This window comes from Enterococcus sp. AZ095a (assembly GCF_050546735.1).
Taxonomy (GTDB): Bacteria; Bacillota; Bacilli; order Lactobacillales; family Enterococcaceae; genus Enterococcus_D; species Enterococcus_D entomosocium.
Genome location: NZ_CP172953.1, coordinates 1,943,053 through 1,967,291, shown reverse-complemented (window position 1 = coordinate 1,967,291; position 24,239 = coordinate 1,943,053). Strand labels below are relative to the sequence as shown.

General features: G+C 42.2%; 20 protein-coding genes. 16 read left to right on the top strand and 4 right to left on the bottom strand.

Going from position 1 to position 24,239, the window contains the following annotated elements; translation table 11 throughout:
• Positions 1–27: 27 nt before the first annotated feature.
• The 9 genes from hrcA (at position 28) to IGJ26_RS09060 (ending at position 9,785) form a co-directional block, all read left to right on the top strand.
• Complete coding sequence (gene hrcA, locus IGJ26_RS09100) at positions 28–1,071, top strand: heat-inducible transcriptional repressor HrcA (RefSeq protein WP_005225934.1); 1,044 nt, start codon at positions 28–30, stop codon at positions 1,069–1,071.
• 38 nt (positions 1,072–1,109) lie between these two features.
• Positions 1,110–1,697, top strand: coding sequence for a nucleotide exchange factor GrpE (gene grpE, locus IGJ26_RS09095; RefSeq protein WP_010748105.1), 588 nt, complete (start codon positions 1,110–1,112; stop codon positions 1,695–1,697).
• 52 nt (positions 1,698–1,749) lie between these two features.
• The gene (gene dnaK / locus IGJ26_RS09090) at positions 1,750–3,579 is read left to right on the top strand and encodes a molecular chaperone DnaK (protein ID WP_005235649.1); all 1,830 of its coding nucleotides are present in this window, start codon (positions 1,750–1,752) and stop codon (positions 3,577–3,579) included.
• Positions 3,580–3,705: 126 nt separating this feature from the next.
• The gene (gene dnaJ, locus IGJ26_RS09085; RefSeq protein ID WP_005235650.1) at positions 3,706–4,875 is read left to right on the top strand and encodes a molecular chaperone DnaJ; all 1,170 of its coding nucleotides are present in this window, start codon (positions 3,706–3,708) and stop codon (positions 4,873–4,875) included.
• A 187-nt stretch (positions 4,876–5,062) separates the two neighbouring features.
• The gene (locus IGJ26_RS09080) at positions 5,063–6,163 is read left to right on the top strand and encodes a glycerol dehydrogenase (RefSeq protein WP_087664081.1); all 1,101 of its coding nucleotides are present in this window, start codon (positions 5,063–5,065) and stop codon (positions 6,161–6,163) included.
• Between the two features lie 406 nt (positions 6,164–6,569).
• Positions 6,570–7,535 (top strand): PLP-dependent cysteine synthase family protein, encoded by a 966-nt coding sequence (locus IGJ26_RS09075; RefSeq protein ID WP_430599558.1) that lies wholly within the window; start codon positions 6,570–6,572, stop codon positions 7,533–7,535.
• Positions 7,525–8,670, top strand: coding sequence for a cystathionine gamma-synthase (locus IGJ26_RS09070; protein ID WP_086332418.1), 1,146 nt, complete (start codon positions 7,525–7,527; stop codon positions 8,668–8,670). Before IGJ26_RS09075 ends, IGJ26_RS09070 begins: the two co-directional genes overlap by 11 nt.
• Positions 8,671–8,672: 2 nt before the next feature.
• The gene (locus IGJ26_RS09065; RefSeq protein ID WP_005235661.1) at positions 8,673–9,317 is read left to right on the top strand and encodes a class I SAM-dependent methyltransferase; all 645 of its coding nucleotides are present in this window, start codon (positions 8,673–8,675) and stop codon (positions 9,315–9,317) included.
• Between the two features lie 12 nt (positions 9,318–9,329).
• Entirely contained in the window at positions 9,330–9,785 is a 456-nt protein-coding gene (locus IGJ26_RS09060; protein ID WP_008382180.1) for an S-ribosylhomocysteine lyase, read from the top strand.
• A 95-nt stretch (positions 9,786–9,880) separates the two neighbouring features.
• On the opposite strand, the gene IGJ26_RS09055 is transcribed toward IGJ26_RS09060, so the two are convergent.
• Both IGJ26_RS09055 and IGJ26_RS09050 read right to left on the bottom strand, forming a co-directional pair.
• Complete coding sequence (locus IGJ26_RS09055) at positions 9,881–10,636, bottom strand: Tat pathway signal sequence domain protein (RefSeq protein WP_194199626.1); 756 nt, start codon at positions 10,634–10,636, stop codon at positions 9,881–9,883.
• Positions 10,637–10,741: 105 nt separating this feature from the next.
• Positions 10,742–11,284 carry a hypothetical protein gene (locus IGJ26_RS09050; RefSeq protein WP_016620337.1) on the bottom strand — a complete coding sequence of 181 codons (543 nt, stop codon included), beginning with the start codon at positions 11,282–11,284 and terminating at the stop codon, positions 10,742–10,744.
• A 390-nt stretch (positions 11,285–11,674) separates the two neighbouring features.
• Between IGJ26_RS09050 and IGJ26_RS09045 the strand changes: the two genes are divergently transcribed.
• The gene (locus IGJ26_RS09045) at positions 11,675–11,914 is read left to right on the top strand and encodes a hypothetical protein (protein WP_008382185.1); all 240 of its coding nucleotides are present in this window, start codon (positions 11,675–11,677) and stop codon (positions 11,912–11,914) included.
• Between the two features lie 51 nt (positions 11,915–11,965).
• On the opposite strand, the gene IGJ26_RS09040 is transcribed toward IGJ26_RS09045, so the two are convergent.
• Together IGJ26_RS09040 and IGJ26_RS09035 are read right to left on the bottom strand one after the other, a co-directional pair.
• Positions 11,966–12,703: an amino acid ABC transporter ATP-binding protein gene (locus tag IGJ26_RS09040; RefSeq protein WP_005235668.1), complete on the bottom strand. Its 738-nt coding sequence runs from the start codon at positions 12,701–12,703 to the stop codon at positions 11,966–11,968.
• A gap of 1 nt (position 12,704) precedes the next feature.
• Positions 12,705–14,858, bottom strand: a complete 2,154-nt coding sequence (locus tag IGJ26_RS09035) for an amino acid ABC transporter substrate-binding protein/permease (RefSeq protein WP_086332415.1) — start codon at positions 14,856–14,858, stop codon at positions 12,705–12,707.
• A gap of 270 nt (positions 14,859–15,128) precedes the next feature.
• Between IGJ26_RS09035 and uvrB the strand changes: the two genes are divergently transcribed.
• From uvrB to IGJ26_RS09005, 6 genes are all read left to right on the top strand, one after another.
• Positions 15,129–17,120, top strand: coding sequence for an excinuclease ABC subunit UvrB (gene uvrB, locus IGJ26_RS09030; RefSeq protein ID WP_008382187.1), 1,992 nt, complete (start codon positions 15,129–15,131; stop codon positions 17,118–17,120).
• 13 nt (positions 17,121–17,133) lie between these two features.
• The gene (uvrA, locus tag IGJ26_RS09025; RefSeq protein ID WP_086299388.1) at positions 17,134–19,950 is read left to right on the top strand and encodes an excinuclease ABC subunit UvrA; all 2,817 of its coding nucleotides are present in this window, start codon (positions 17,134–17,136) and stop codon (positions 19,948–19,950) included.
• A 308-nt stretch (positions 19,951–20,258) separates the two neighbouring features.
• Positions 20,259–21,512, top strand: a complete 1,254-nt coding sequence (locus IGJ26_RS09020) for a hypothetical protein (RefSeq protein ID WP_016611874.1) — start codon at positions 20,259–20,261, stop codon at positions 21,510–21,512.
• A 3-nt stretch (positions 21,513–21,515) separates the two neighbouring features.
• On the top strand, positions 21,516–22,226 hold the full coding sequence (locus IGJ26_RS09015) for an amino acid racemase (RefSeq protein ID WP_005235674.1): 711 nt from the start codon (positions 21,516–21,518) through the stop codon (positions 22,224–22,226).
• A 113-nt stretch (positions 22,227–22,339) separates the two neighbouring features.
• Positions 22,340–23,230, top strand: coding sequence for an RNase adapter RapZ (gene rapZ / locus IGJ26_RS09010; protein ID WP_005235675.1), 891 nt, complete (start codon positions 22,340–22,342; stop codon positions 23,228–23,230).
• Positions 23,227–24,228, top strand: a complete 1,002-nt coding sequence (locus IGJ26_RS09005) for a gluconeogenesis factor YvcK family protein (protein ID WP_008382192.1) — start codon at positions 23,227–23,229, stop codon at positions 24,226–24,228. Before rapZ ends, IGJ26_RS09005 begins: the two co-directional genes overlap by 4 nt.
• Positions 24,229–24,239 lie beyond the last annotated feature (11 nt).

Below are 24,239 nucleotides of genomic sequence, written 5' to 3'. Positions count from 1 at the left end.
ATGAGTGCTAACGGAGGAGTGGATAAAATGTTGACACCTAGACAACAAATGATTTTACACCTCATCATCCAAAATTATACGAATACTGGTCAGCCCACGGGCTCGAAGCGATTGATGGAAGATGGGGTTGAAGCTAGCTCTGCCACCATTCGTAATGAGATGAAGGCGCTGGAAGAAGCTGGACTTCTGTTAAAGACACATTCATCTTCAGGGCGTGTGCCGTCAATAAAAGGGTATCGCTATTACGTTGATCACTTATTGAAGCCATCGGAAGTTGACCAAAACGAAATTCAAACCATTCGTCATTCTTTTGGAAAAGATTTTCATGAAATCAATGAAATCATCCAGCAGTCTGCCACGATCTTGTCCAACTTGACTAGCTATACAGCGTTGTCTCTCGGGCCAGATATGAAGGAAAGGAAATTGACCGGTTTTCGAATCGTCCCATTGAATGCACGACAGATCATCGCGATCATCGTGACGGATAAAGGGAATGTCGAAAATCAAGTCTTTACTCTTCCTGAATCGATGAGCAGCGAAGATTTGGAAAAAATGGTAAGGATCATCAACGACAAATTGATCGGTGAGCCTCTAATGACGGTCTACCATCGTTTAAGAACAGAGATTCCTATGATTCTGCATAAGTATTTTCAAACGACTGACGGAATCGTTGATCTCTTTGATACGATGCTGAGCCACATTTTTGAAGAAAAAATCTTCGTCGGCGGGCGAATGAATCTTCTGGATTTTGAACCGACGCAAGATGTTAGTCAGTTCAAATCGATGTATTCATTTATGAAAAATGCAGATCAGCTGACACAGCTGCTGGCGCCAAGAGATTCTGCGATTCAAATCAGAATCGGCTCTGAGCTTGGTAATGACTTGTTACAAAATATGAGTTTGATCCAAGCTAGCTATGAAATCGAAGGTCATGGACAAGGAACGATCGCTTTATTAGGTCCATCAAGTATGCCGTATTCACGGATGTTTGGTTTGATGGAAGTTTTTCGAGGCGAGTTAGCAAAAAAATTGGCCGATTATTATCGCGCATTAGACGCTGCCAATGAATAAGCGGCAATGAAACAAATCGTAGAAGGGATGGTTGAAACGTGACGGAAAAAGAAGAGCGTTTAGATGAAGAATTAGATAAATCTGCTGAAGAAACCGCAGAAACAACTGAATCTTCAAATGAATCAACTGAAACTGAAGCACAGACTCCTCAACCAGAGGAAGAAGCAGTGGAAAAAAGCGAATTGGAACTTTTGCAAGAAAAGAATAATGAATTGGAAGATCAATTCCTGCGTGCTCGTGCAGAGATCGCAAATATCACTTCACGTAACCGCAACGAGCGGGAACTTTTACAAAAATACCGCTCGCAAGATCTTGGCAAAAAACTGTTGCCAGCAATCGACAATTTGGAACGAGCGATGGCAGCAGATGTCGATCAAGACCAAGCGGCGAATTTGAAAAAAGGCGTTGAAATGGTTCTTGAAAGTCTGCGTCAAGCCTTAAAAGAAGAGGGAATCGAAGAGATTCCTGCTGAAGGTGCAATGTTCGATCCGAACTTGCATCAAGCGGTGCAGACTGTACCTGCCTCTGATGAAACACCGGCAGACACAATCGTTACTGTCTTGCAAAAAGGGTATAAATTGCATGATCGTGTCTTGCGTGCAAGCATGGTCATCGTTGCACAATAGTTCTTTCTATCTATAAGTAGATGTTTAAATTAAAAAAGGGAGTGTATTACTTATGAGTAAAATTATCGGTATCGACTTAGGAACAACAAACTCAGCTGTTGCTGTCCTTGAAGGCGGCGAAGCAAAAATCATTACGAATCCAGAAGGAAACCGTACCACACCTTCTGTTGTCTCATTCAAAAATGGTGAGATCCAAGTAGGGGAAGTTGCAAAACGCCAAGCAGTGACAAATCCTAATACGATTTCTTCTATTAAACGCCATATGGGTGAAGCTGGATACAAAGTAGAAGTTGAAGGCAAATCGTATACACCACAAGAAGTTTCCGCAATGGTTCTTCAATACATCAAAGGATTTGCTGAAGACTATTTAGGGGAAAAAGTTGAAAAAGCAGTCATCACTGTTCCTGCATACTTCAACGATGCACAACGTCAAGCAACCAAAGATGCTGGTAAAATTGCCGGTCTTGAAGTAGAACGGATCGTCAATGAACCAACTGCCGCAGCTTTAGCTTATGGGTTAGATAAAACAGATAAAGATGAAAAAATCTTGGTCTTTGACTTAGGTGGCGGTACTTTCGACGTATCGATCCTTGAATTAGGTGATGGCGTCTTTGACGTATTATCAACTGCTGGGGACAACAACCTAGGTGGGGATGACTTTGATAACAAAATCATCGATCACATGGTAGCAGAATTCAAAAAAGAAAACGGCATTGATCTTGGAAAAGACAAAATGGCTTTGCAACGTTTGAAAGATGCTGCTGAAAAAGCGAAAAAAGACTTGTCAGGTGTAACAAGTACACAAATCAGCTTACCGTTTATCACAGCTGGCGATGCTGGTCCATTGCACTTGGAAATGACCTTGACTCGTGCGAAATTTGATGAATTAACAGCAGACTTAGTAGAACGTACAAAAATTCCAGTACGTCAAGCTTTGAAAGATGCTGGTCTATCACAATCAGAAATCGACGAAGTGATCTTAGTTGGTGGTTCAACTCGTATTCCGGCAGTAGTTGATGCTGTACGTAAAGAAACCAATAAAGAACCAAACAAATCAGTAAACCCAGATGAAGTGGTAGCGATGGGGGCTGCGATCCAAGGTGGCGTGATCACTGGGGATGTGAAAGATGTTGTCTTACTAGACGTTACACCATTATCATTAGGTATCGAAACGATGGGTGCTGTCTTCACAAAACTGATCGATCGTAACACAACGATCCCTACAAGTAAATCACAAGTCTTCTCAACTGCAGCAGACAATCAACCAGCCGTTGATATCCATGTCTTGCAAGGGGAACGTCCAATGGCTGCTGATAACAAAACATTAGGAAGATTCCAATTGACGGATATTCCACCAGCACCTCGTGGCATCCCTCAAATCGAAGTAACATTTGATATCGATAAAAATGGGATCGTTAATGTTTCTGCAAAAGATTTAGGTACACAAAAAGAACAAAAAATCACGATCAAATCATCTTCAGGTTTATCAGATGAAGAAATCGAACGCATGGTAAAAGATGCTGAAGCAAATGCTGAAGCCGACAAACAGCGCAAAGAAGAAGTTGATCTACGCAATGACGTCGATGCATTGTTGTTCACTGTTGATAAAACATTGAAAGAGCTTGAAGGCAAAGTGGATGCAGACGAAGTCAAAAAAGCGGAAGAAGCTCGTGATGAGTTGAAAGCTGCGGTTGAAGCAAACAACTTAGAAGAAATGAAAACGAAACGTGATGCTTTGAATGAAATCGTACAAAACTTAACCGTTAAATTATACGAACAAGCAGCACAACAACAAGCACAAGAAAATCCAGAAGCTGCACAAGGCGGCGCAGACGATGTGGTTGACGCCGACTTTGAAGAAGTAGACGGTGACGATAAATAATCGCTGTTTGTGAAAAAGCCAAAGTCACCGCTTTGGCTTTTTCTTATGAATTTGCGAAACGTATTTTTCTAGAGCGAATTATATGCTAAAATACGAGAGACGCAAGAATAGAGTGGAGGGAAGCCAATGGCAGACAAAAGAGATTATTATGAGGTCTTAGGTCTACAAAAAGGGGCTTCGGATGACGAAATCAAAAAAGCTTATCGTAAGCTTTCAAAACAATATCATCCAGACATCAATAAAGAACCTGATGCAGAAGCAAAGTTTAAAGAGATTTCTGAGGCCTATGAAATATTAAGTGATTCCCAAAAAAGAGCTGCTTATGACCAGTATGGTCATGCTGGTACCGATCCGAACTACGGAGGCGGTTATGGCGGTGGATTCGGCGGCTTTAACAGTGGCGGATTCTCCGGTGGCGGTTTTGGTGGATTTGAAGACATTTTCGAATCGTTTTTTGGTGGTGGAGGCGGCAGAGCAGCCAATCCTAATGCACCTCGACAAGGAGCAGACTTGCAATATGCGGTTGATCTTTCCTTTGAAGAAGCGATTTTCGGAGTGGAAAAAACTGTTCAATACAATCGTGAAGAAACCTGTCATACCTGCGGCGGGAACGGGGCAAAACCAGGTACTTCACCAGAAACCTGTCATAAATGTCATGGTGCAGGTACTATCAATGTTGAACGTCAAACACCGCTTGGTCGTGTAATGAGCCGTCAAACCTGTGATGTTTGTCATGGAACTGGGAAAGAAATCAAAGAACCATGTACAACCTGTCATGGTACTGGCCATGAAAAGAAAAAACATAATGTAAAAGTCAACGTGCCTGCAGGTGTCGAAGATGGACAACAAATGCGTTTATCTGGCCAAGGGGAAGCTGGAACCAATGGTGGTCCTTATGGGGACCTATACGTTGTTTTCCGTGTGGAAGAAAGTGATATTTTTGATCGTGACGGTTCAGAGATTTATTACGAGTTGCCGTTGAACTTTGTCCAAGCAGCTTTAGGAGATGAGGTCAATGTGCCAACCGTTCACGGGAATGTGAAGTTAAAAATCCCAGCTGGGACCCAAACAGGTACGAACTTCCGCTTACGCGGTAAAGGAGCACCTCGCTTACGGGGAGGCGGCAATGGCGATCAACAAGTCAAAGTGAAGCTGATCACACCTAAGAACTTAAATGAGGAACAAAAAGAAGCATTGCGGGCTTATGCAAAAGCTAGTGGTCATGAAACCACCGAACAACAACCAGAAGGGTTTTTTGATAAAATGAAAGATGCTTTTGGTGGGAAAAAGAAATAACAAGTAAATAATCCAATTCATGCCCTTATAAAACCATCAGTTTTATAAGGGCATGAGTGTTTGTATGGCTATAAATGTGCAGTATGTGCGAGAATCGAATCTTCTTGGCCATCTTTTTTTCTTTTCCTTTGAAATCGCTTGCTTAGTGTGTCACAATAAAAGTAGACCAATTGAAGGAGGAGATACAATGGAAAGAATATTTGCGAGTCCGTCACGATACGTTCAAGGAAAAGGAGTATTGAAGGATGGTTTATCTCACATTAAAGATCTAGGAAAGAAAGTGCTGCTTTTGACCGATGAAACAGTTTGGAAAATTGCCGGGGAAGATTTATTTGAAAATCTCAAAGCGGCTGATTTAGGTCCGGTAAAAGAAATTTTTGGTGGAGAAGCTTCTGCAAATGAAATCGATCGTATCGTCTCTAAAGCCAAAAGCGAATCCATTGAAGTAATTGCTGCATTAGGTGGCGGGAAAACCATCGATACTGGGAAAGCTGTTGCGGATGAATTAAACATACCGATTGCTGTTTTGCCAACGATCGCTTCTACTGATGCACCAACTTCGGCACTTTCTGTTATTTATACAGATGAAGGTCGCTTTGAAAAATATCGTTTTTACAACAAAAACCCTGAACTTGTCTTAGTGGATACAGCCGTTATTGCGAAAGCGCCTGCCAAATTACTTGCAGCGGGTATTGCGGATGCACTAGCAACCTATGTCGAAGCACGCGCCGTTGCCCGAAGCCATAGTAAGAATATGGTGGGTGGTATTCAACCAATTGCCGGCATGGCAATCGCTGAAAAATGCGAAGAGATTCTTTTTGAGAATGCACTGAAAGCCTATCAAGCAAATAAAAAACAAGTCGTTACCGAAGCTTTTGAACAAATCGTGGAAGCCAACACTCTGTTAAGTGGTTTAGGCTTTGAAAGTGCTGGTTTGGCAGCAGCTCATGCGATCCATAATGGCTTGACAGCCCTTGAAGGAGACGTCCATGATTTGACTCATGGGGAGAAAGTTGCTTACGGGACACTTACACAATTGATGCTGGAAAACGCGGATCCTGATGAAATTGACCAATATATTGAGTTGTATCAGGCGTTGGAATTACCAACGACATTAGCTGAAATGCATCTTTCTGATGTTAGCGATGCAGAGCTTATGAAAGTCGGTAAACAAGCAACCATCGAAGGGGAGACGATTCACAATATGCCGTTCACGGTATCCGCAGAAGATGTTGTAGCCGCGATCAAAGCCGTGGATGCCTATGTGACTGCTTATTATCCTCTTTAATGTTATTTTATAATCGTTCATTGATCGATACTTGTTGATTAAAAAAAATATTTGACAAAAAAAAAGAGTCGTGCTATTTTGATAACAAGCAAATTAAAGGAGGGAACAAGACATGACGAACTTCAACACACAAACTACCTGTTGTTGTTGTATGGTGCAAAAAGCAGCATACCCATTTGTCATGCCTATTATTAGTTCCTTTGTCGCAGCAGATCGCTGATTTTTTTAGTGATTCGCTTCTATCCGGATAAGACGACATTTTTTTGGGGTACTGATGTAATAGTCAGTAGCCCTTTTTGTTTGCTTTTTTTTACCGCTTTCAATGGCGACGGCTGATGATTGCAAGCCAAAATATGTATATGAAGCTTACAAGTTTTGCCTAAAAATCTGAATAAGGAGTCAAACGATGATCGTTAAAAATGTAAAAGAATTGATAGGGCATACCCCGCTCTTTGAATTTGATGCCGCAGCTTTAGGCGGAAAAAAGGGAAGTAAAATCTATGCGAAACTTGAATATTTAAATCCTGGTGGCAGCATTAAGGACCGCTTAGGAAAGTACTTGATCGATGAGGCATTTCGAGAGCGTACAATCAATCATGAGACAACAGTAATTGAACCGACAGCCGGAAATACCGGGATTGGCTTAGCTATTGCCGGGATCGAGCATGGACTAAAAATGATTTTTGTTATTCCGGAGAAATTCAGCATTGAAAAGCAGCAATTGATTGAGGCATTAGGCGCAACTATCGTTCATACACCAACGGAAGCTGGCATTCAAGGGGCAATCGAAAAAGCAAAGGAATTAGCAAAAGGACAGCCGAATAGTTTTATGCCATTGCAGTTTCATAATCAGAACAATCCTGCAGCCTATCAAGCAACATTGGGGCCTGAGATCTATCAGGAATTACATGGAAAAATTGACAGCTTTGTTGCAGGCGCTGGCAGTGGTGGTACTTTTGCGGGTGTCGCGACGTACTTAAAGAAGCAAAAATCAAGCACTCGTCTTGCTGTTGTTGAACCGGAAGGATCAATCTTGAACGGCGGTCCTGCCTATGGCCACGAGATTGAAGGGATCGGTGTTGAGTTCATTCCACAATTTTTTGACGATTTGCTTATTGATAACATTTATACGATAAGTGATGCCGAAGGCTTTGCCTTTACTCGTTACTTGGCAAGAAACTATGGTCTGCTTGTTGGAAGTTCAAGTGGAGCCGTGATGGCAGCAGCAGTAAAAGAAAGCCTCGAATTACCAACCGGAAGCTCGATCGCCACAGTCTTTCCCGATGGTGGCGACCGCTATCTATCAAAAAAGATTTATGCTGGCCAATCAGCAATCACACCATTCATAGGAGGAAAAAACAATGCATTTTAATACAAAAGTAATTCACGGCGGTATCAGCGAAGACGAACTCACCGGTGCAGTCAGTGTGCCAATCTACCAAACATCTACCTATCGGCAAAATGCTCTTGGTCAGCCAAAGCAATATGAATACAGTCGTTCAGGCAACCCAACTCGTTTTGCCTTAGAAGAATTGATTGCGGATCTTGAAGAAGGCGCTCAAGGGTTTGCTTTTGCCTCTGGATTAGCAGCCACCCATGCGATCTTCACGCTTTTTCAGACAGGAGATCATGTCATTTTAGGAGATGACGTTTATGGTGGGACATTTCGTTTGCTTCATCAAGTATTAGAAAAAAGCGGGTTGACTTATTCACTTGTCAAAACCGATGATTTAGTTGCTATTGAAACAGCCATTCTTCCGGAGACCAAAGCGATTTTTCTGGAAACACCGACGAATCCGCTGTTAAAAATCACGGATATCAAATCGGTTGCGAGACTAGCTGCCCAGCACGATCTCTTGACGATCGTGGATAATACCTTTGCGACGCCATATTTTCAAAAGCCGCTACAATTAGGCGCAGATATTGTGATTCACAGTGCTACCAAGTATCTCGGTGGACACAGTGATGTAGTAGCTGGATTAGCGGTTGCCAAAGAGCCGCTAATCGCCGAAAGAATTGCCTTTTTACACAACGCTATTGGCGGTGTATTGGGGCCTCATGATAGCTGGTTGATCCAGCGAAGCATCAAAACACTTGCTTTGCGGATGAAAGCACATCAAAACAATGCGATGAAAATTGCCCACTACTTACAAGCACATCAAGCTGTCGCAAAGGTTTATTATCCAGGATTGATTGACCATGAAGGTTATGAGATCGCCAAATCACAGATGTCTGGGTATAGCGGTATGATATCTTTTGAACTAAACGATGAAACGAAAACAGCCGGCTTTGTTGAATCATTAAAGATTTTTACTTTAGCAGAAAGTTTAGGTGGGGTGGAAAGTTTGGTTGAAGTGCCAGCCGTGATGACTCATGCCTCAATCCCTAAAGAAATCCGCCAGCAATCGGGGATCAAAGATGGCCTGATTCGGTTGTCGGTTGGCATCGAAGACAGTGAGGATCTTCTGGCGGATTTAGAACAAGCGTTTGAAAAGGCAGGTAGCTAGTGATGGGCAGAGAGTTTATTCCAATTTTTTCTGACTGGGCAGCTGAGTACGATGAAACAGTTGCAGGTAAGGATGAAGAATATCGAGCGGTTTTTTTCAAATATGAACAGTTACTAGCTGAAATTGCTGAAAAGGCAGGGCGGTCTGTGGTAGAATTTGGTAGTGGAACTGGAAATCTAACACAAGCTCTACTTACTCAAGGAAAAAACGTGCTGGCAATCGAGCCATCGCCAGAGATGCGGCGGATCGCCAAGTCAAAACCCAGTCTTTCTAAAGTGACTTTTGTAGATGGTGATATGGAGGTTTTTCCTGAAATCACGGATGTAATCGATACGATCGTTTCTACCTATGTTTTTCATCATCTTACGGAGGACGAAAAACAACGGGCAATCGGCAAATATGCGGCGATGCTGCCAAAAGGCGGGAAAGTGCTTTTTGGGGATACGATGTTTCTTTCCCTAGCCCGAAAAATGGAGCTAATCGATGAAGCGCGGCAAGCTGGACACCAGCGACTAGCCGCTGATCTGCAACGGGAGTACTATCCAGTTACTGCGGATATCGAACGATATTTTCGCCAACATGGGTTTACCAGTCGTTTTAAGCAAATCAATGAGTATGTTTGGCTTGTGGAAGCACAAAAAGAGTAGGAGAGAAGTACAATGAAAATGAATGTTGAAAGCTTTAATTTGGATCATACGAAAGTCAAAGCACCTTATGTACGGGTTGCCGATAAAAAACAAGGAACAAATGATACCATCATCAAATATGATGTTCGTTTGAAGCAGCCGAACCAAGCACATATGGATATGGCAAGTCTGCATTCTTTAGAACATTTGACGGCAGAGTTGATTCGTAATCATGCAGATTATATCGTGGATTGGTCACCCATGGGATGCCAAACCGGCTTCTATCTGACTGTCTTGAATCATGACGATTATGAAGAGATTTTGACAGTCCTAGAAAAAACCATGAAGGATGTTTTGCAAGCAACTGAAGTACCTGCCAGCAATGAAGTGCAATGCGGTTGGGCGGCGAACCATACCTTAGAAGGTGCGCAAAAATTAGCGCAAGAATTTCTTGATGAACGTGACAATTGGTCGACCGTTTTTGCCTAAACAAAATAGAAGTAAAAAAAAGGTGCCTGCGTTTGTATTCGCGGACGCTTTTTTTGTTAATCCCGCAAAGAGAGGGGGGATTCACTATTTTTCGTTTATGGTTCTAACGCTTGGACGGTGATGCCGACTCCATTCGGATTGTAGGTATGACTAATGTAAAACTCAAATCCTTCATGAACAAAGAAAAGTCTCCGAATGGCGCTAACGTCCCTGATGTGAGCATCTAAACCATACTGTACGATCAATGTCTCTTTGATCTCCTCAACATCAGCCTCTTTCTCGAATTGTGAGAAATCAATACCGAAAAATTCTGGGACATCAACCAATGTGATTTTCGCTAATCTTTCATCACCAGAATCATCAAAGTCAAAATCAAAGCTGATTTTGGACAGTTTGTCCCGTGAACCTAAAGGCACTCTTTTTGTCTCGAGAGCGCTGCTATCAACCATCATTGATAACAAATCAATGGCTGAATCAGGTAAGCGAGTGGTTACTTTTCTTACTTCATCAACCATTGCTCCTTGATCGGGAGAAAAAACTTTTCTAGTCTCTTCTGTGACGATCACATTTTCGCGGCGCCGCTTTCGGTTGATGGCACTGCGCTCTTGGTTTACCCGATCACTACGTTTGATGAGATCGAGGCCAAGATCGCTGATGGACTCAGGGGAAGGTCTTTCTTCCAGTAAAGCAGTTAAGTAATCGATCTCTAAAAACTGCTCGTAGGCAGCTGCCGGCTGGTTTTCGCTGTAGAAGAGGGCAGCGCCAAGCGAAAAACAACTGATACCCAAAGAAAGCAAAAAGCTTCTTCTGCTATGCTCCCGGATTTTTTTTCTAAGTCGACTCAGTTTCATTTGATCCTTCAACTCCCAAGTTTTTTAGATGACTTCTGATAAAAGTGGTGATTGAATTTCATCATGCGTTTTACCAATATCAGTCACGTGAGATCGCTTAATGGATTACTCAATTTCTGATTCAGAAAACTGATCATGCCAGGCCACATCAGAAACGGTTCGGTTAATAAGAGTGACAATGATTGCTTCACCATCGGAATTGATCCAGGCATTGGATTCCACACCTACGACTGCTAGTCGCCAAGAAGGAAGGCCACCCATGGTTTCAAGAACTTGATCGCAAGACATTCCTATTTGCAGTTGATGGAGCAAGTCTTTGTTGACTGTTCGATTCCACCGTCGCGGCAGCCCGATCTGCAATTGTTCACAATACGAAAATTGAGGGGCAGCTGTTTCGGTACTGCTCTGAGCTTGTGCAACGTCATCAGGAGAATGAGTTGTTTCTGATGCGGGTTCTGATGCATGGTTCTCAGTTCTGGAAGAAGAAGCTCTGGTTTCTGAATCAGCTGACAAAGATTGAGAAGACGACGTTGCTTCTGGTGAAAAACTGCTTTTGGTGTTGTCATCCATGATTTCGTCAATCAAGGTACAGCCAGTGAGAAAGAGGGAGAGTATCATTAGTGGGAAAAATAAAATGATGGTTTTCATAAGATAGGTTCCTCCAAAATGATTTTCATGGCCTTCCTTTGTTATTTTAATGTTGGTTTTTTATTAGGAAAACCCCGTCATTTGCTATAAAATAAAAAAGAAAAACGTTTGTATACCTATTTTGGTTTGGAGGGAGTGTTGTTTAATAAGTGTAACATGTTGCTTCTGATCTGGCTACTTGATTTCAAATGTCCTTTCATGGTTTTAGTAAAATTAGTATCTGCAGCTTACGATGGTGAAAAGGAAATGTTATAATAGATTTAACTACTCAATAAAAATTTGCTATTTTAAAGGTGAACCCTGTTTACTCTTACCAGGTCAACAGGAACCAGCATACCGGTTGCTAAGAATTTATGTAAGGATTCATAACAAGGAGAGGAGGGAATGAAGATGAGCATCTTAAAGCAGTGGCAAGCAAAACATCAAGCGAAAAAAGAAGCGAAAAAACAAGCGTTACGTTTAAAAAATGCGCAACTTCGTGCAGCAGGGAAAGAGCCATTGAAGGGTTGGGGAAAGATGGTTGATACTGGCGTCGGAGGGGCGAACAAAGCCAACCCTATCGATACAAAAGTTTTTTTAGGTGAAAATCAAAAGCGGATTTCAGAAGAAACCAAACGAAAAAATCAATAAAAAAAAGACCTCTGCAACAGTCCGAGAAAAGAGCTGTTGCAGAGGTTTTTTTTAGATATTCAATACTTTGTCTAAGAAATCTTTCGTACGATCGTGCTTAGGGTTGGAAAAGATTTGCTCAGGTGTACCGTCTTCCAAGAAATTACCGCCATCAATAAACATCACACGGTTTGCTACTTCTTTGGCAAAGCCCATCTCATGAGTAACGATTACCATGGTCATTCCTTGTTTTGCCAAATCCTTCATAACATTGAGTACATCTCCAACCATTTCTGGATCGAGGGCGGAGGTTGGTTCATCGAACAACATCACATCGGGATTCATTGCTAAGGCTCTAGCGATTGCCACCCGTTGTTTTTGTCCTCCAGACAGATTGTCCGGGTACATGTCTTTTTTATCTGCCAAACCCACCGTCTCTAATAAACGAATCGCGTTTTGTTCCGCTTCTTGCCGAGAAGCATTTTTTAGATCCATTGGAGCTAAAATAATATTTTCTAAAACCGACAAGTGAGGGAAGAGATTGAAATGCTGAAACACCATGCCGATATGTTGACGAACAGCATTGATATTGGTGTTTTTATCCATCAGATGTGCGCCGTCAACGATAATATCGCCGCTGGTTGGTTCTTCTAAGCGGTTCAAACAGCGTAAGAACGTCGATTTCCCAGATCCTGAAGGGCCGATCACACAAACGACTTCTCCTTCAGCGATTGAAACATTGATATTGTTCAATACGGTATTGTCGCCGTATTTTTTTACAAGATTTTCAACTAAGATTTTTTCTTTCATGCTATTTCACCTTCTTTTCTAAAACTTTTGCAAGTTTCGTTAAAGCTGTGATCACGACTAAGTAAATAATCGCGATGATCAAGTAGACATAGGTACTTTGTGTGGTTCGTGCAACGATGATTTTCCCAGTTTGCAATAATTCTACGACTCCAATAACCGAGATGATCGTTGTATCTTTCAACGAGATAACGAATTGGTTAACGAAAGATGGAATCATGATTTTGATCGCTTGCGGTAAAATGATTTTCTGCATTGTCCGAGTGTAGGTCATCCCCAAACTACGAGAGGCTTCCATCTGACCTTTTGGCACCGCGTTGATCCCACCACGGACGATCTCAGCGATATAGGCACTGGCATTTAAGGTCAATGTAATGACCCCGGCTGCAAAGTCCGGAATCGTGATACCAATCGCATCGGAAAGACCGAAGAAGATGAAGAAAGCCAATACCATCATAGGAATACCACGAATGATATCAACATAGATCCCTGCAAAAACCCGCAATGCTTTGATTGGAGCAACACTGAATAGTCCAAAAATGATTCCGATCACTAATGCTAAGGCAAAAGAAATCAATGCTAGTAATAGGGTATTCCATAATCCTTTTAATAAGACGTTATAGTTGTTGCTGATCAAACCAGTGATCGTTGATTCATCCACTCGTTTTTCTGTGGCAGAGCCATCTTCAATGTATTTATTGATGATTTGATCGTACTCCCCAGTCCGTTTCATTTCTTTCAATGCTTCATTGAACATTTGGATCAGTTCAGGATTTTGGCCTTTTTTCACCGCAAATCCGTACTGACCACCAGATTCTTTTTCAATCGGTGTCACTAGTTTTTGACCTTGGCTGATGGCATAACCAATCACTGGATAATCATCCATCATGGCATCGATTTGCCCACCGTTAACAGCCGCATATAATTGATCGGCAGCATCATAATATTTGATGGAATAGCCATATTTCTCTTCGTTGGCGATCAAGAAGTCTGCACTTTCTGTCCCAACTTTTGCACCGACGGTTTTTCCATCTAGATCTTCATAGGATTTGATGGAATCATTGCCTTCTTTTACAGCGAGCTGAATGCCGCTTTCAAAGTAAGAATCAGAGAAGTCGTAGGATTGACGACGCTCATCAGTGATTGTCATCCCAGCGATCATCCCATCTGCTTGGTTACCATCCAAGGCTTGCAAAGCTCCGGAAAAACCGATGAAATTGAATTCGATGTTGAACCCTTGCAATTCTGCCGCTCGGTTCATTAAATCAACATCGATCCCTACATACTCATTGTCTTCATTTTGGAATTCAAATGGAGCGAAGGCGGAGTCACTAGCAATTCGGTAAACATCTTTCTTTGGTTCGACTTTCACCATTTCACTAGTGTCTGCATCTGTATCAGACGTTGTGATGTAAGTATTGACGATTTCGTCGTATTTGCCGGAAGCTTTCATATTGGCTAAACCAGCATTGAATTTTTCAAGGAGTTCTTGGTTTTGGCCTTTTCTGACGGCAAATCCGTAAGAAGCACCTTTTTCAGGTTCGCCGACAAGTTTCATCGGTTCGCCATTGTTGATAGCATAGCCAAGCACTGGATAATCATCAAAAGCGGCTGCCACAGTACCATTGCGTACAGCGCCATATAGTCCAGTAGCGTCATCATATAATTTGATGTTGTAGCCATATTGGTCTTTATTGCTTTCTAGAAAGCGGGCACTTTCGGTACCAACCTTTGCACCGACCGTTTCGCCTTCAAGATCCTCGTAGCTAGTAATACTGTCATTGTCAGCAGCTACCGCCATTTGAATCCCACTATCGAAATAAGGATCTGAGAAATCAAAGGTTTCTTTACGTTCCTCTGTGATACTCATCCCAGCGATCATGCCATCTAACTGATTTGATTGCACTCCTTGAATGGAGGCGTCAAAACCTAAAGGACGTAAATCAACTGCAAAACCTTGATCTTCTGCGATCGCATTTAATAAATCTATATCGATCCCAACGTATTCATTATTTTCATTTTGGAATTCGAAAGGAGCAAATGTTAAATCTGTTCCTATCTTATACGTAGTTTCCTCCGCACTTGCTGACTTTACTGAGAGCGTAAAAATGCTGATAATCAGCGCGATTAAAGCGAAGGACATGTGTTTTCTTTTCAAGAAAATTCCCCCTTTAGATATAACGTATTTATAGATTATATGGATTTTTTCTTCAACACACAAGTCTTTCTCTTTAAAAATATGACAAAATCGTTTAAACCTCACATTAAATGTTAGAAAATCAAACATGTTAAGTTATGCTTAATCGCATGAAACTTTCATAGCAAATGATGGCGAAAGTATGTTCGCTATGATATACTTATTTATGGAAAAGCGGCAGCGAGTTTTTCTTTTTTTGTTGTCGTTTAGAATAATCGAGGGGGAATGAAGATGATCGAAAGAACAACTTCCCATGAATTTGACTTAGTATCAAAATATCAACCAGCTGGGGATCAACCAGAAGCGATCCATCAATTGGTTGACGGGGTGGTCGGTGGAAAAAAAGCACAGATTTTGTTGGGAGCCACTGGGACCGGTAAGACTTATACGATTTCTAATCTAATCAAAGAAGTCAATAAACCGACATTGATCATTGCCCATAATAAAACATTGGCTGGACAATTATATGGCGAGTTTAAGGACTTCTTTCCAAATAATGCAGTCGAGTATTTTGTCAGTTACTATGATTACTATCAACCAGAAGCGTATGTTCCTTCCAGTGATACATACATCGAAAAAGACTCCAGTGTCAACGATGAAATCGATAAGCTCCGTCACTCGGCGACAAGTTCTTTATTAGAGAGAAACGATGTGATCGTTGTCGCTTCTGTCTCTTGTATTTTCGGTTTAGGTTCGCCGATCGAGTATGCAAGACAAGTTGTTTCTTTACGAGTAGGGATGGAAAAGTCTCGGGATCAACTATTAAAAGAATTGATCGAGATCCAATTTGAACGAAACGACATCGATTTTCAACGGGGGCGTTTTCGCGTGCGCGGCGATGTTGTGGAGATTTTCCCAGCTTCTCGTGATGAGCGAGCGTTGCGCATTGAGTTTTTTGGCGATGAAATCGATCGGATTCGTGAAGTTGATGCCTTGACGGGCGAGATCATGAGTGACACCGAACATGTGTCGATCTTTCCGGCAACCCACTTTGTGACCAATGAAGACCATATGGAACATGCGATCGCTTCAATCCAAAGTGAACTCGATGAACGACTGAAAGTTTTGCGAGCAGAAAATAAGCTGCTGGAAGCACAGCGTTTAGAGCAGCGAACCAACTATGATATTGAAATGATGCGAGAAATGGGGTATACCTCAGGAATCGAAAACTACTCTCGCCACATGGATGGACGAAAAGAAGGCGAACCGCCTTATACGTTATTGGATTTCTTCCCAGATGATTTTCTATTAGTAATCGACGAATCACACGTAACGATGCCCCAAGTTCGTGGGATGTATAATGGTGACCGTGCTAGAAAGCAAATGTTAGTGGATTATGGCTTCCGTTTGCCTTCTGCACTGGACAACCGTCCGTTACGCTTGGAAGAATTTGAGAAACATGTCAATCAAATCGTCTATGTGTCAGCAACACCTGGCCCCTATGAATACGATCAAACCGATACCGTCGTTCAACAAATCATTCGACCAACTGGTCTGTTAGATCCGGTGATCGAAGTACGACCGATCATGGGTCAAATTGACGACCTCGTGGGAGAAATCAATGAGCGCGTCGAGCGAAATGAACGGGTCTTTGTGACGACCTTGACGAAAAAAATGTCTGAAGATTTGACGGATTACTTCAAAGAATTAGGGATCAAAGTCAAATACTTGCACAGTGACATCAAAACATTGGAACGAACAGAGATCATTCGAGACCTGCGCCTCGGTGAATTTGATGTACTGGTCGGAATCAACTTACTGCGAGAAGGGTTAGACGTGCCGGAAGTTTCTCTGGTTGCGATTCTTGATGCCGATAAGGAAGGCTTCCTGCGCAGCGAACGCTCCTTAGTCCAAACCATTGGACGGGCAGCCCGAAACTCTGAAGGAAAAGTAATCATGTACGCTGATAAAATGACTGATTCGATGCAGCGAGCGATCGATGAAACGGCGCGACGCCGAAGTATCCAAGAAGCCTACAACGAAGAACATGGGATCGTACCGAAAACCATTATTAAAGAAATTCGCGATCTGATCGCGATCACAAAAGTGGCAGAAGAGACCGGTGAATACACCACGACTTCTTATGAAGAACTGAGTCGTGAGGAAAAAGCAACCTTGTTGCTGAAGCTAGAAAAAGAGATGAAAGATGCTGCGAAAGCATTGGATTTTGAAACGGCTGCTACCTTAAGAGATACTATTCTTGAGCTAAAAGCTGCTGATTAGAAGGAGAAACACTATGGCAAATGATAAAATCGTGATCCATGGGGCACGGGCCCATAATTTAAAAAATATCGATGTGACGATTCCCAGAGACCAACTCGTTGTTGTTACTGGTCTTTCGGGTTCAGGGAAAAGCTCCTTAGCTTTTGATACGTTGTATGCCGAAGGACAACGCCGATATGTAGAAAGTCTATCGGCGTATGCCCGTCAGTTTTTAGGTCAAATGGATAAACCAGACGTAGATAGCATTGATGGACTTAGTCCAGCGATTTCTATCGATCAAAAAACCACCAGCAAGAACCCGCGATCAACAGTAGGGACGGTTACTGAAATCAATGATTATCTGCGGCTTCTTTACGCTAGAATCGGTCACCCGATTTGTCCAAATGATCACATCGAGATCACTAGTCAGTCGGTTGAGCAGATGGTGGATGAAGTTTTGGCATTACCAGAACGCACCAAGATCCAATTGTTGGCACCGATCGTTTACCAAAAGAAAGGGCAGCACAAAAAAGTCTTCGAACGTATCCAAAGAGAAGGCTATGTAAGGATGCGCGTAGACGGTGAAGTCTATGATGTTTCTGAAGCGCCTGAATTAGAAAAAAATAAAAAGCACGATATTGCCATCATCATCGACCGGATTGTTGTGAAGGAAGGCATACGTTCACGCCTGTTTGATTCTTTTGAAGCGGCATTACGGTTAGCGGACGGCTACGCGGTAGTCGATGTGATCGGCCAAAAGGAAATGCTCTTCAGTGAACATTATTCTTGTCCTTATTGCGGTTTTACGGTTGGAGAATTAGAACCACGACTCTTTTCATTCAACGCGCCTTTTGGTGCTTGTCCAGACTGTGATGGTCTTGGCGTGAAGCTAGAAGTCGATGTCGACTTAGTGATTCCCGATCAAAGCAAAACGTTGCGTGAAGGCGCACTATTGCCATGGAATCCAATCAGTTCACAATATTATCCGCAAATGCTGGAACAAGCCTGTCAAGAATTCAATATCGATATGGACACACCATTTGAAGAATTGCCAGAAGAACACAGAGATATTATCTTGAATGGTTCGAATGGGGAGATGTTCCATTTCCATTATGAGAATGATTTTGGTGGGGTGCGTGATGTTGAGGTCGCTTTTGAAGGGATCTTACCAAATATCAAACGCCGTTATCATGAAACCAACTCTGATTTTACCCGTGATCAAATGCGTTTGTATATGACAGAGTTGACTTGTAAAACCTGTCATGGCTATCGCTTGAACCCTCAAGCGCTGTGCGTGCAAGTCAATGGGAAGCATATTGGTGAAATGAGTGAGATGGCGATCAACAATGCCTTGAACTTTGTCGAAGAATTGAAACTAACGGAACAAGAGCAAATGATTGCACGTCCGATCGTGAAAGAAGTCGATGATCGTTTAAGCTTCTTAAAAAATGTCGGATTGGACTATTTGACCTTGAGTCGTGCGTCAGGCACACTCTCTGGTGGGGAAGCGCAACGAATTCGCTTGGCAACACAAATCGGCTCCAATTTGTCTGGGGTGCTTTACATTCTTGATGAGCCATCGATCGGTCTTCACCAACGAGACAATGATCGCTTGCTAGATTCATTGCGGAAAATGCGTGATCTCGGGAATACCCTGATTGTCGTTGAGCATGACGAAGACACGATGAGGGCAGCAGACTACTTGATCGATGTCGGTCCGGGTGCAGGACATGCAGGTGGCGAGATCGTCGCTGCAGGCACTCCCGATGAAGTCGCTGCCAATGAGTCTTCTTTAACAGGTCAATACTTATCTGGAAAACGAGAAATCCCAACACCGACGGAACGCCGCAAAGGCAATGGTGAAAAGATTCGTGTGACCGGTGCCTCTGAGAATAACTTGAAAAACATTTCGGTCGATTTTCCATTAGGAAAGTTCGTCGCAGTTACAGGGGTCTCTGGCTCTGGTAAATCAACATTAGTCAATGAAATTTTGAAAAAAGCCTTGGCGCAAAAAATCAATCGGAATTCGAACAAACCTGGCCGCTTTAAAACCATTACTGGTTATGAAGCTATTGAGAAATTGATCGATATCGATCAGAGCCCGATTGGTCGGACACCTCGAAGCAATCCGGCAACGTATACCAGTGTCTTTGATGACATTCGTGATTTATTTGCTAAAACCAATGAGGCGAAAGTCCGTGGTTATAAAAAAGGCCGCTTTAGTTTTAATGTAAAAGGTGGACGCTGTGAAGCATGTAAAGGGGACGGAATCATCAAGATCGAGATGCACTTCTTACCTGATGTCTACGTACCTTGTGAGGTTTGTCATGGCAAACGTTATAACTCAGAAACGTTAGAAGTTCATTACAAAGGAAAAAATATTTCGGAAATCTTAGATATGACCGTGGAAGATGCAGTGGAATTTTTCCAACATATTCCCAAAATCCATCGAAAATTGCAAACGATCGTCGATGTCGGTTTAGGTTATGTCACTATGGGACAACCAGCGACTACTTTGTCTGGTGGGGAAGCGCAACGGATGAAGCTTGCCAGTGAACTGCACAAAAATTCCAATGGCAAGAGTTTTTATATCTTAGATGAACCGACGACTGGTCTGCATACGGATGATATTGCCCGTTTGTTGAAAGTTTTGGAACGATTTGTCGACGCTGGCAACACCGTTTTAGTGATCGAACACAACTTGGATGTCATCAAATCAGCGGACCATGTGATTGACCTAGGTCCAGAAGGTGGCGAAGGCGGTGGCACGATCATTGCAACTGGTACACCAGAAGAAATTGCTGCGGTTTCAGACAGCTACACCGGTCATTATTTGAAAAAAGTCCTTTAAGCAGATGAAAAAGCACTCACTTTTTCACTTGTCTGTCAATAGGTTTCGCTAAAGTTTAAGGAAGCGTGAAATATCTGCAAATTTCATGATAAGGGCTTGAAATCAAAATTTTATTTGATAGAATAGCAATAGGTATACGTATATTCGCATTGAATAAACTGCCTATAAGTTCTATCCGTTCAAAGTGGGAGAAAGCAATCAAAGATAGATACTTTGATTGCTTTTTTCTTTGTGGTATTATAATGCTATTGTAATCAAACGAAACGAGAGAGGTCGTTTTTCGTATTCAAAAGAGAGAGTGATTTTTGATGAGTCAGGAAAATTTTCTTCCCATATTATTAGGAAGCGATATGAATGTTTATGGTATGGCCAGAGCGTTCCACGAAGCATATGGTATTCAATCAGTTGCCTATGCAGGCGCCGAACTTGCACCAACCCGCTTTAGTAAAATTGTAAAAATCAATCAAGTGGAAGGTTTTGACCATGATCCCGGATTCACTGAGACGTTGATCAAGTTAGGAAAAAATACTTACAATGATCCTGCAATGAAATATTTGTTGATTCCTTGCGGCGATGGTTATGCGGAACTGTTGGCGAAGCATAAAGAAGAATTGGCGCCCTATTATACCTTTATCGCTAACGATTATTCTTTACTAAAACGGTTGATCAACAAAGTAAGCTTTTACGAAGTCTGCGAGGAATATGGCTTGCCTTATCCTAAGACCTTCATTTTAACGCCTGAACTGTTGACGGAAGGAACGTTCAAAGGAGAGCTGCCTTTTGATTTTCCTGTGGCATTGAAACCGGCAAATAGTGTAGCATGGCTGTCAGTTGATTTTGAAGGACGCAAAAAAGCCTTTATTATTGATAATCGAATAGAATTTGAAGAAATCGTTTCTCGCATTTATCAAGCGGGTTATCAATATGAAATGATCGTCCAAGATTTTATTCCCGGTGATGACAGCAACATGCGGGTTTTAAATGCCTATGTTGATGAGAATCACGAAGTTCGCGTGATGGGCTTAGGTCATCCTTTACTAGAAGACCCAACCCCTGGAGCTGTTGGGAATTACGTAGTGATCATTCCAGACGAAAATGATCAAATTTATCAAATGATCCGTAAGTTTTTAAAAGAGATCGAGTATGTTGGATTTGCCAATTTTGACTTGAAATATGATGCGCGAGACGGGCAATATAAACTATTTGAAATCAACTTGCGTCAAGGAAGAAGCAGTTTCTTTATTACCTTAAGCGGATTGAATTTGGCAAAGTTTATCACTGAAGATTTAGTCTTCGAAAAACCTTATACAGAAACGGTTTATGGCAAAGCTGACGCGCCAGAAGCGAAATTATGGCTAGGGGTACCAAAAAACATCTTCTTGACTTATGCAAAAGAAAATCCTGCGAAAGAACGAGCAAAAAAATTATTAGCAGAAAATCGCTGGGGAACGACCGTCTTTTATAAAGAAGACTTATCTCTGAAGCGTTGGATTCTGTTAAAGAGAATGTTCCATCTATACAACAAACGATTCAAAACGTATTTCCATACGAAAGAAGGCTAGAAGATGGAGAATTTTTTTAGTATTTTAGGCGGCATGGGAACGTTAGCGACGGAAAGTTTCGTCCGCATTTTAAACCGACGGACACAGACCCATAAAGACCAAGATTACTTGAACTATGTTTTATTCAATCATGCGACAGTACCGGATCGGACGGCATATATTTTAGACAATACGTTAGAAAACCCTGTTCCTTATTTAATGGACGACATCGAAAAACAAAATTTATTAAAGCCAAATTTTATTGTGTTGACTTGTAACACAGCGCATTATTTTTTTGATGAGTTGCAAGCGGCTACTGAGATTGAGATTTTGCATATGCCTCGTGAGGCAGCGAAAGTCGTTTTTGAAAAAGGCGTCACTGGAAAAGTGGCCTTTCTTGGGACAGAAGGCAGTGTCAAAGCCGGCATCTATGAGAAAGAATTGCGCCAGTTGGGACTTGATGTCTATCTCCCAGAGCCAGCGATCCAAAAAAAGGTCAATACATTGATCTATGATCGAATCAAAGAAAATGATCATCTGGATCAAGAACTTTACTTTGAGATACTGGAAGAAGTCACCGAACGCATCGGCTGTGAAAGCGTAGTACTTGGATGTACCGAGTTATCCTTGATGGATGAATTTGTGACTGACAATCCTTATCCAGTCGTGGATGCCCAATCCATTTTAGTTGATCGGACGATTGAAAAAGCATTGGCAAATCGCCAAGCAATCTAAAGCTGATAGCGACGTTAGCGGCATTTTTTGAGCTAACGTCTTTTTTTATGCCGGTGTTCCAATGATACGCCCGGCATGATATAATAGAGTTGTTTCAGAAAGGAGTTTTACCTATGACTGAAGTGGATCATTTAGAATTGGTCATTATTACTGGGATGAGCGGAGCCGGCAAAACGGTCGCGATCCAGAGTTTTGAAGATATGGGGTACTTTTGTATCGACAATATGCCCCCAAGCTTGATCCCTAAATTTTGGGAACTGATCAAAGAATCAGGAAAAGTGACAAAAATTGCCTTAGTTGTCGATCTGCGTTCAAGATCGTTTTTTGAAGAAATCCAAAGTATGCTGATCGATATTGAAAACACGAATTTTATCGACACACGGATGCTCTTTTTAGATGCATCGGACAATGAATTGGTGTCAAGATATAAGGAAACGAGAAGAGCACATCCATTAGCGATGGATGGCTTAGTTACGGAAGGCATTCGCAAAGAGCGAGCGATCTTAAACGATTTGAAGACGCGCGCCAGTATTGTTATCGACACAACGACGTTGACCCCTCGGCAACTGAGAGAAAAAATCAATCAAGAATTTCGTGCTTCTCATGAGACAGGGTTTCGTATTGAAATACTTTCGTTTGGCTTCAAGTATGGCTTGCCGATCGATGCTGATATCGTGATGGATGTTCGTTTCTTACCGAATCCCCATTACATTCCAGAGTTGCGTCCTTTAACGGGTAAAGATGAACCCGTGTATGATTACGTCATGTCTTTTCCAGAAACGGAAGAATTCTATCAGCAATTTAGTACACTGTTGCAAACGATCATGCCAGGCTATGTCAAGGAAGGTAAAAGCAGCTTGACGGTGGCTATCGGCTGTACTGGGGGTCAACACCGTTCGGTTGCATTATCGGAGCGCATCGGGGCGGTTTTGGCAGAAGACTATCGCGTCAATATTACTCATCGCGACAAAGATAAGCGCAAAGAGACGGTGAATCGTTCATGAAAATGAAAACGTACCGGATCAGAAAGCCGAAGATCGTTGTGGTAGGTGGCGGAACTGGGTTACCAGTCATCCTGAAGAGCTTGCGGAATCAAGGTGTCGACATCACAGCGATCGTTACGGTCGCTGATGATGGCGGTAGCAGCGGCGAGATCCGCAATTTGGTTTCCTCTATTTCACCACCGGGGGATCTGCGCAATGTTCTGGCGGCTCTATCTGATATGCCGCAATTATATAATGATATTTTTCAATACCGTTTTAAAGCGGAAGACAAATTTTTAGCCAATCATGCCCTTGGGAACTTGATTATTGCGGCGATTGCTGAAATGCGTAGCAGTACCTATGAAGCCATTCAAATTTTGTCGAAAATCATGCATATCGATGGACGAGTATATCCTTCCTCAGATCTGCCATTGGTGTTGCACGCTGTTTTTAAAGACGGCACCGAAGCGGTAGGCGAGTCCAAAATCGCGGTTGATCGCAAAACGATCGAACGGGTCTTTGTTCGTAATCAAGAAAATAATGATGAGCCGAAAGCAGCTCGTAAAGTTGTTTCTTCAATTATGGAGGCAGATATGATCGTCTTGGGTCCTGGTAGTCTCTTTACTAGTATTTTGCCCAATCTCATGATCAGCGAGATCGGCCAAGCAATGTTGGAAACACAAGCTGAAACGGTTTATATTTGTAATATCATGACCCAAAAAGGTGAAACCGAACACTTTAGTGATGCCGACCATGTGCGAGTCTTGCATAAGCATTTAGGCAAACCCTTTATTGATACGGTGTTAGTCAACACCGAGAAAGTTCCAGAAGGATATATGGACCCAGAGATTTATGATGAATATCTTGTACAAGTGAAACACGATTTCCAAGGACTGCGAGAAGAAGCCAGCCGTGTCATTTCAGCTGACTTTCTGGAGCTTAGAGATGGCGGAGTTTTTCATGACGGAGATAAAGTGATTGAAGAACTTCTACGTATCGTTTACGGGGCCAAAATCTAAGAAAGGAGGGA

What these genes read in the sequence shown, in the direction of transcription:
- hrcA (WP_005225934.1), top strand. Translation starts at nt 28, where the DNA reads ATGTTGACACCTAGACAACAAATGATTTTACACCTCATCATCCAAAAT.
- dnaK (WP_005235649.1), top strand. Translation starts at nt 1,750, where the DNA reads ATGAGTAAAATTATCGGTATCGACTTAGGAACAACAAACTCAGCTGTT.
- dnaJ (WP_005235650.1), top strand. Translation starts at nt 3,706, where the DNA reads ATGGCAGACAAAAGAGATTATTATGAGGTCTTAGGTCTACAAAAAGGG.
- IGJ26_RS09080 (WP_087664081.1), top strand. Translation starts at nt 5,063, where the DNA reads ATGGAAAGAATATTTGCGAGTCCGTCACGATACGTTCAAGGAAAAGGA.
- IGJ26_RS09075 (WP_430599558.1), top strand. Translation starts at nt 6,570, where the DNA reads ATGATCGTTAAAAATGTAAAAGAATTGATAGGGCATACCCCGCTCTTT.
- IGJ26_RS09070 (WP_086332418.1), top strand. Translation starts at nt 7,525, where the DNA reads ATGCATTTTAATACAAAAGTAATTCACGGCGGTATCAGCGAAGACGAA.
- IGJ26_RS09065 (WP_005235661.1), top strand. Translation starts at nt 8,673, where the DNA reads ATGGGCAGAGAGTTTATTCCAATTTTTTCTGACTGGGCAGCTGAGTAC.
- IGJ26_RS09060 (WP_008382180.1), top strand. Translation starts at nt 9,330, where the DNA reads ATGAAAATGAATGTTGAAAGCTTTAATTTGGATCATACGAAAGTCAAA.
- IGJ26_RS09055 (WP_194199626.1), bottom strand. Translation starts at nt 10,636, where the DNA reads ATGAAACTGAGTCGACTTAGAAAAAAAATCCGGGAGCATAGCAGAAGA.
- IGJ26_RS09050 (WP_016620337.1), bottom strand. Translation starts at nt 11,284, where the DNA reads ATGAAAACCATCATTTTATTTTTCCCACTAATGATACTCTCCCTCTTT.
- IGJ26_RS09045 (WP_008382185.1), top strand. Translation starts at nt 11,675, where the DNA reads ATGAGCATCTTAAAGCAGTGGCAAGCAAAACATCAAGCGAAAAAAGAA.
- IGJ26_RS09040 (WP_005235668.1), bottom strand. Translation starts at nt 12,703, where the DNA reads ATGAAAGAAAAAATCTTAGTTGAAAATCTTGTAAAAAAATACGGCGAC.
- uvrB (WP_008382187.1), top strand. Translation starts at nt 15,129, where the DNA reads ATGATCGAAAGAACAACTTCCCATGAATTTGACTTAGTATCAAAATAT.
- uvrA (WP_086299388.1), top strand. Translation starts at nt 17,134, where the DNA reads ATGGCAAATGATAAAATCGTGATCCATGGGGCACGGGCCCATAATTTA.
- IGJ26_RS09020 (WP_016611874.1), top strand. Translation starts at nt 20,259, where the DNA reads ATGAGTCAGGAAAATTTTCTTCCCATATTATTAGGAAGCGATATGAAT.
- IGJ26_RS09015 (WP_005235674.1), top strand. Translation starts at nt 21,516, where the DNA reads ATGGAGAATTTTTTTAGTATTTTAGGCGGCATGGGAACGTTAGCGACG.
- rapZ (WP_005235675.1), top strand. Translation starts at nt 22,340, where the DNA reads ATGACTGAAGTGGATCATTTAGAATTGGTCATTATTACTGGGATGAGC.
- IGJ26_RS09005 (WP_008382192.1), top strand. Translation starts at nt 23,227, where the DNA reads ATGAAAATGAAAACGTACCGGATCAGAAAGCCGAAGATCGTTGTGGTA.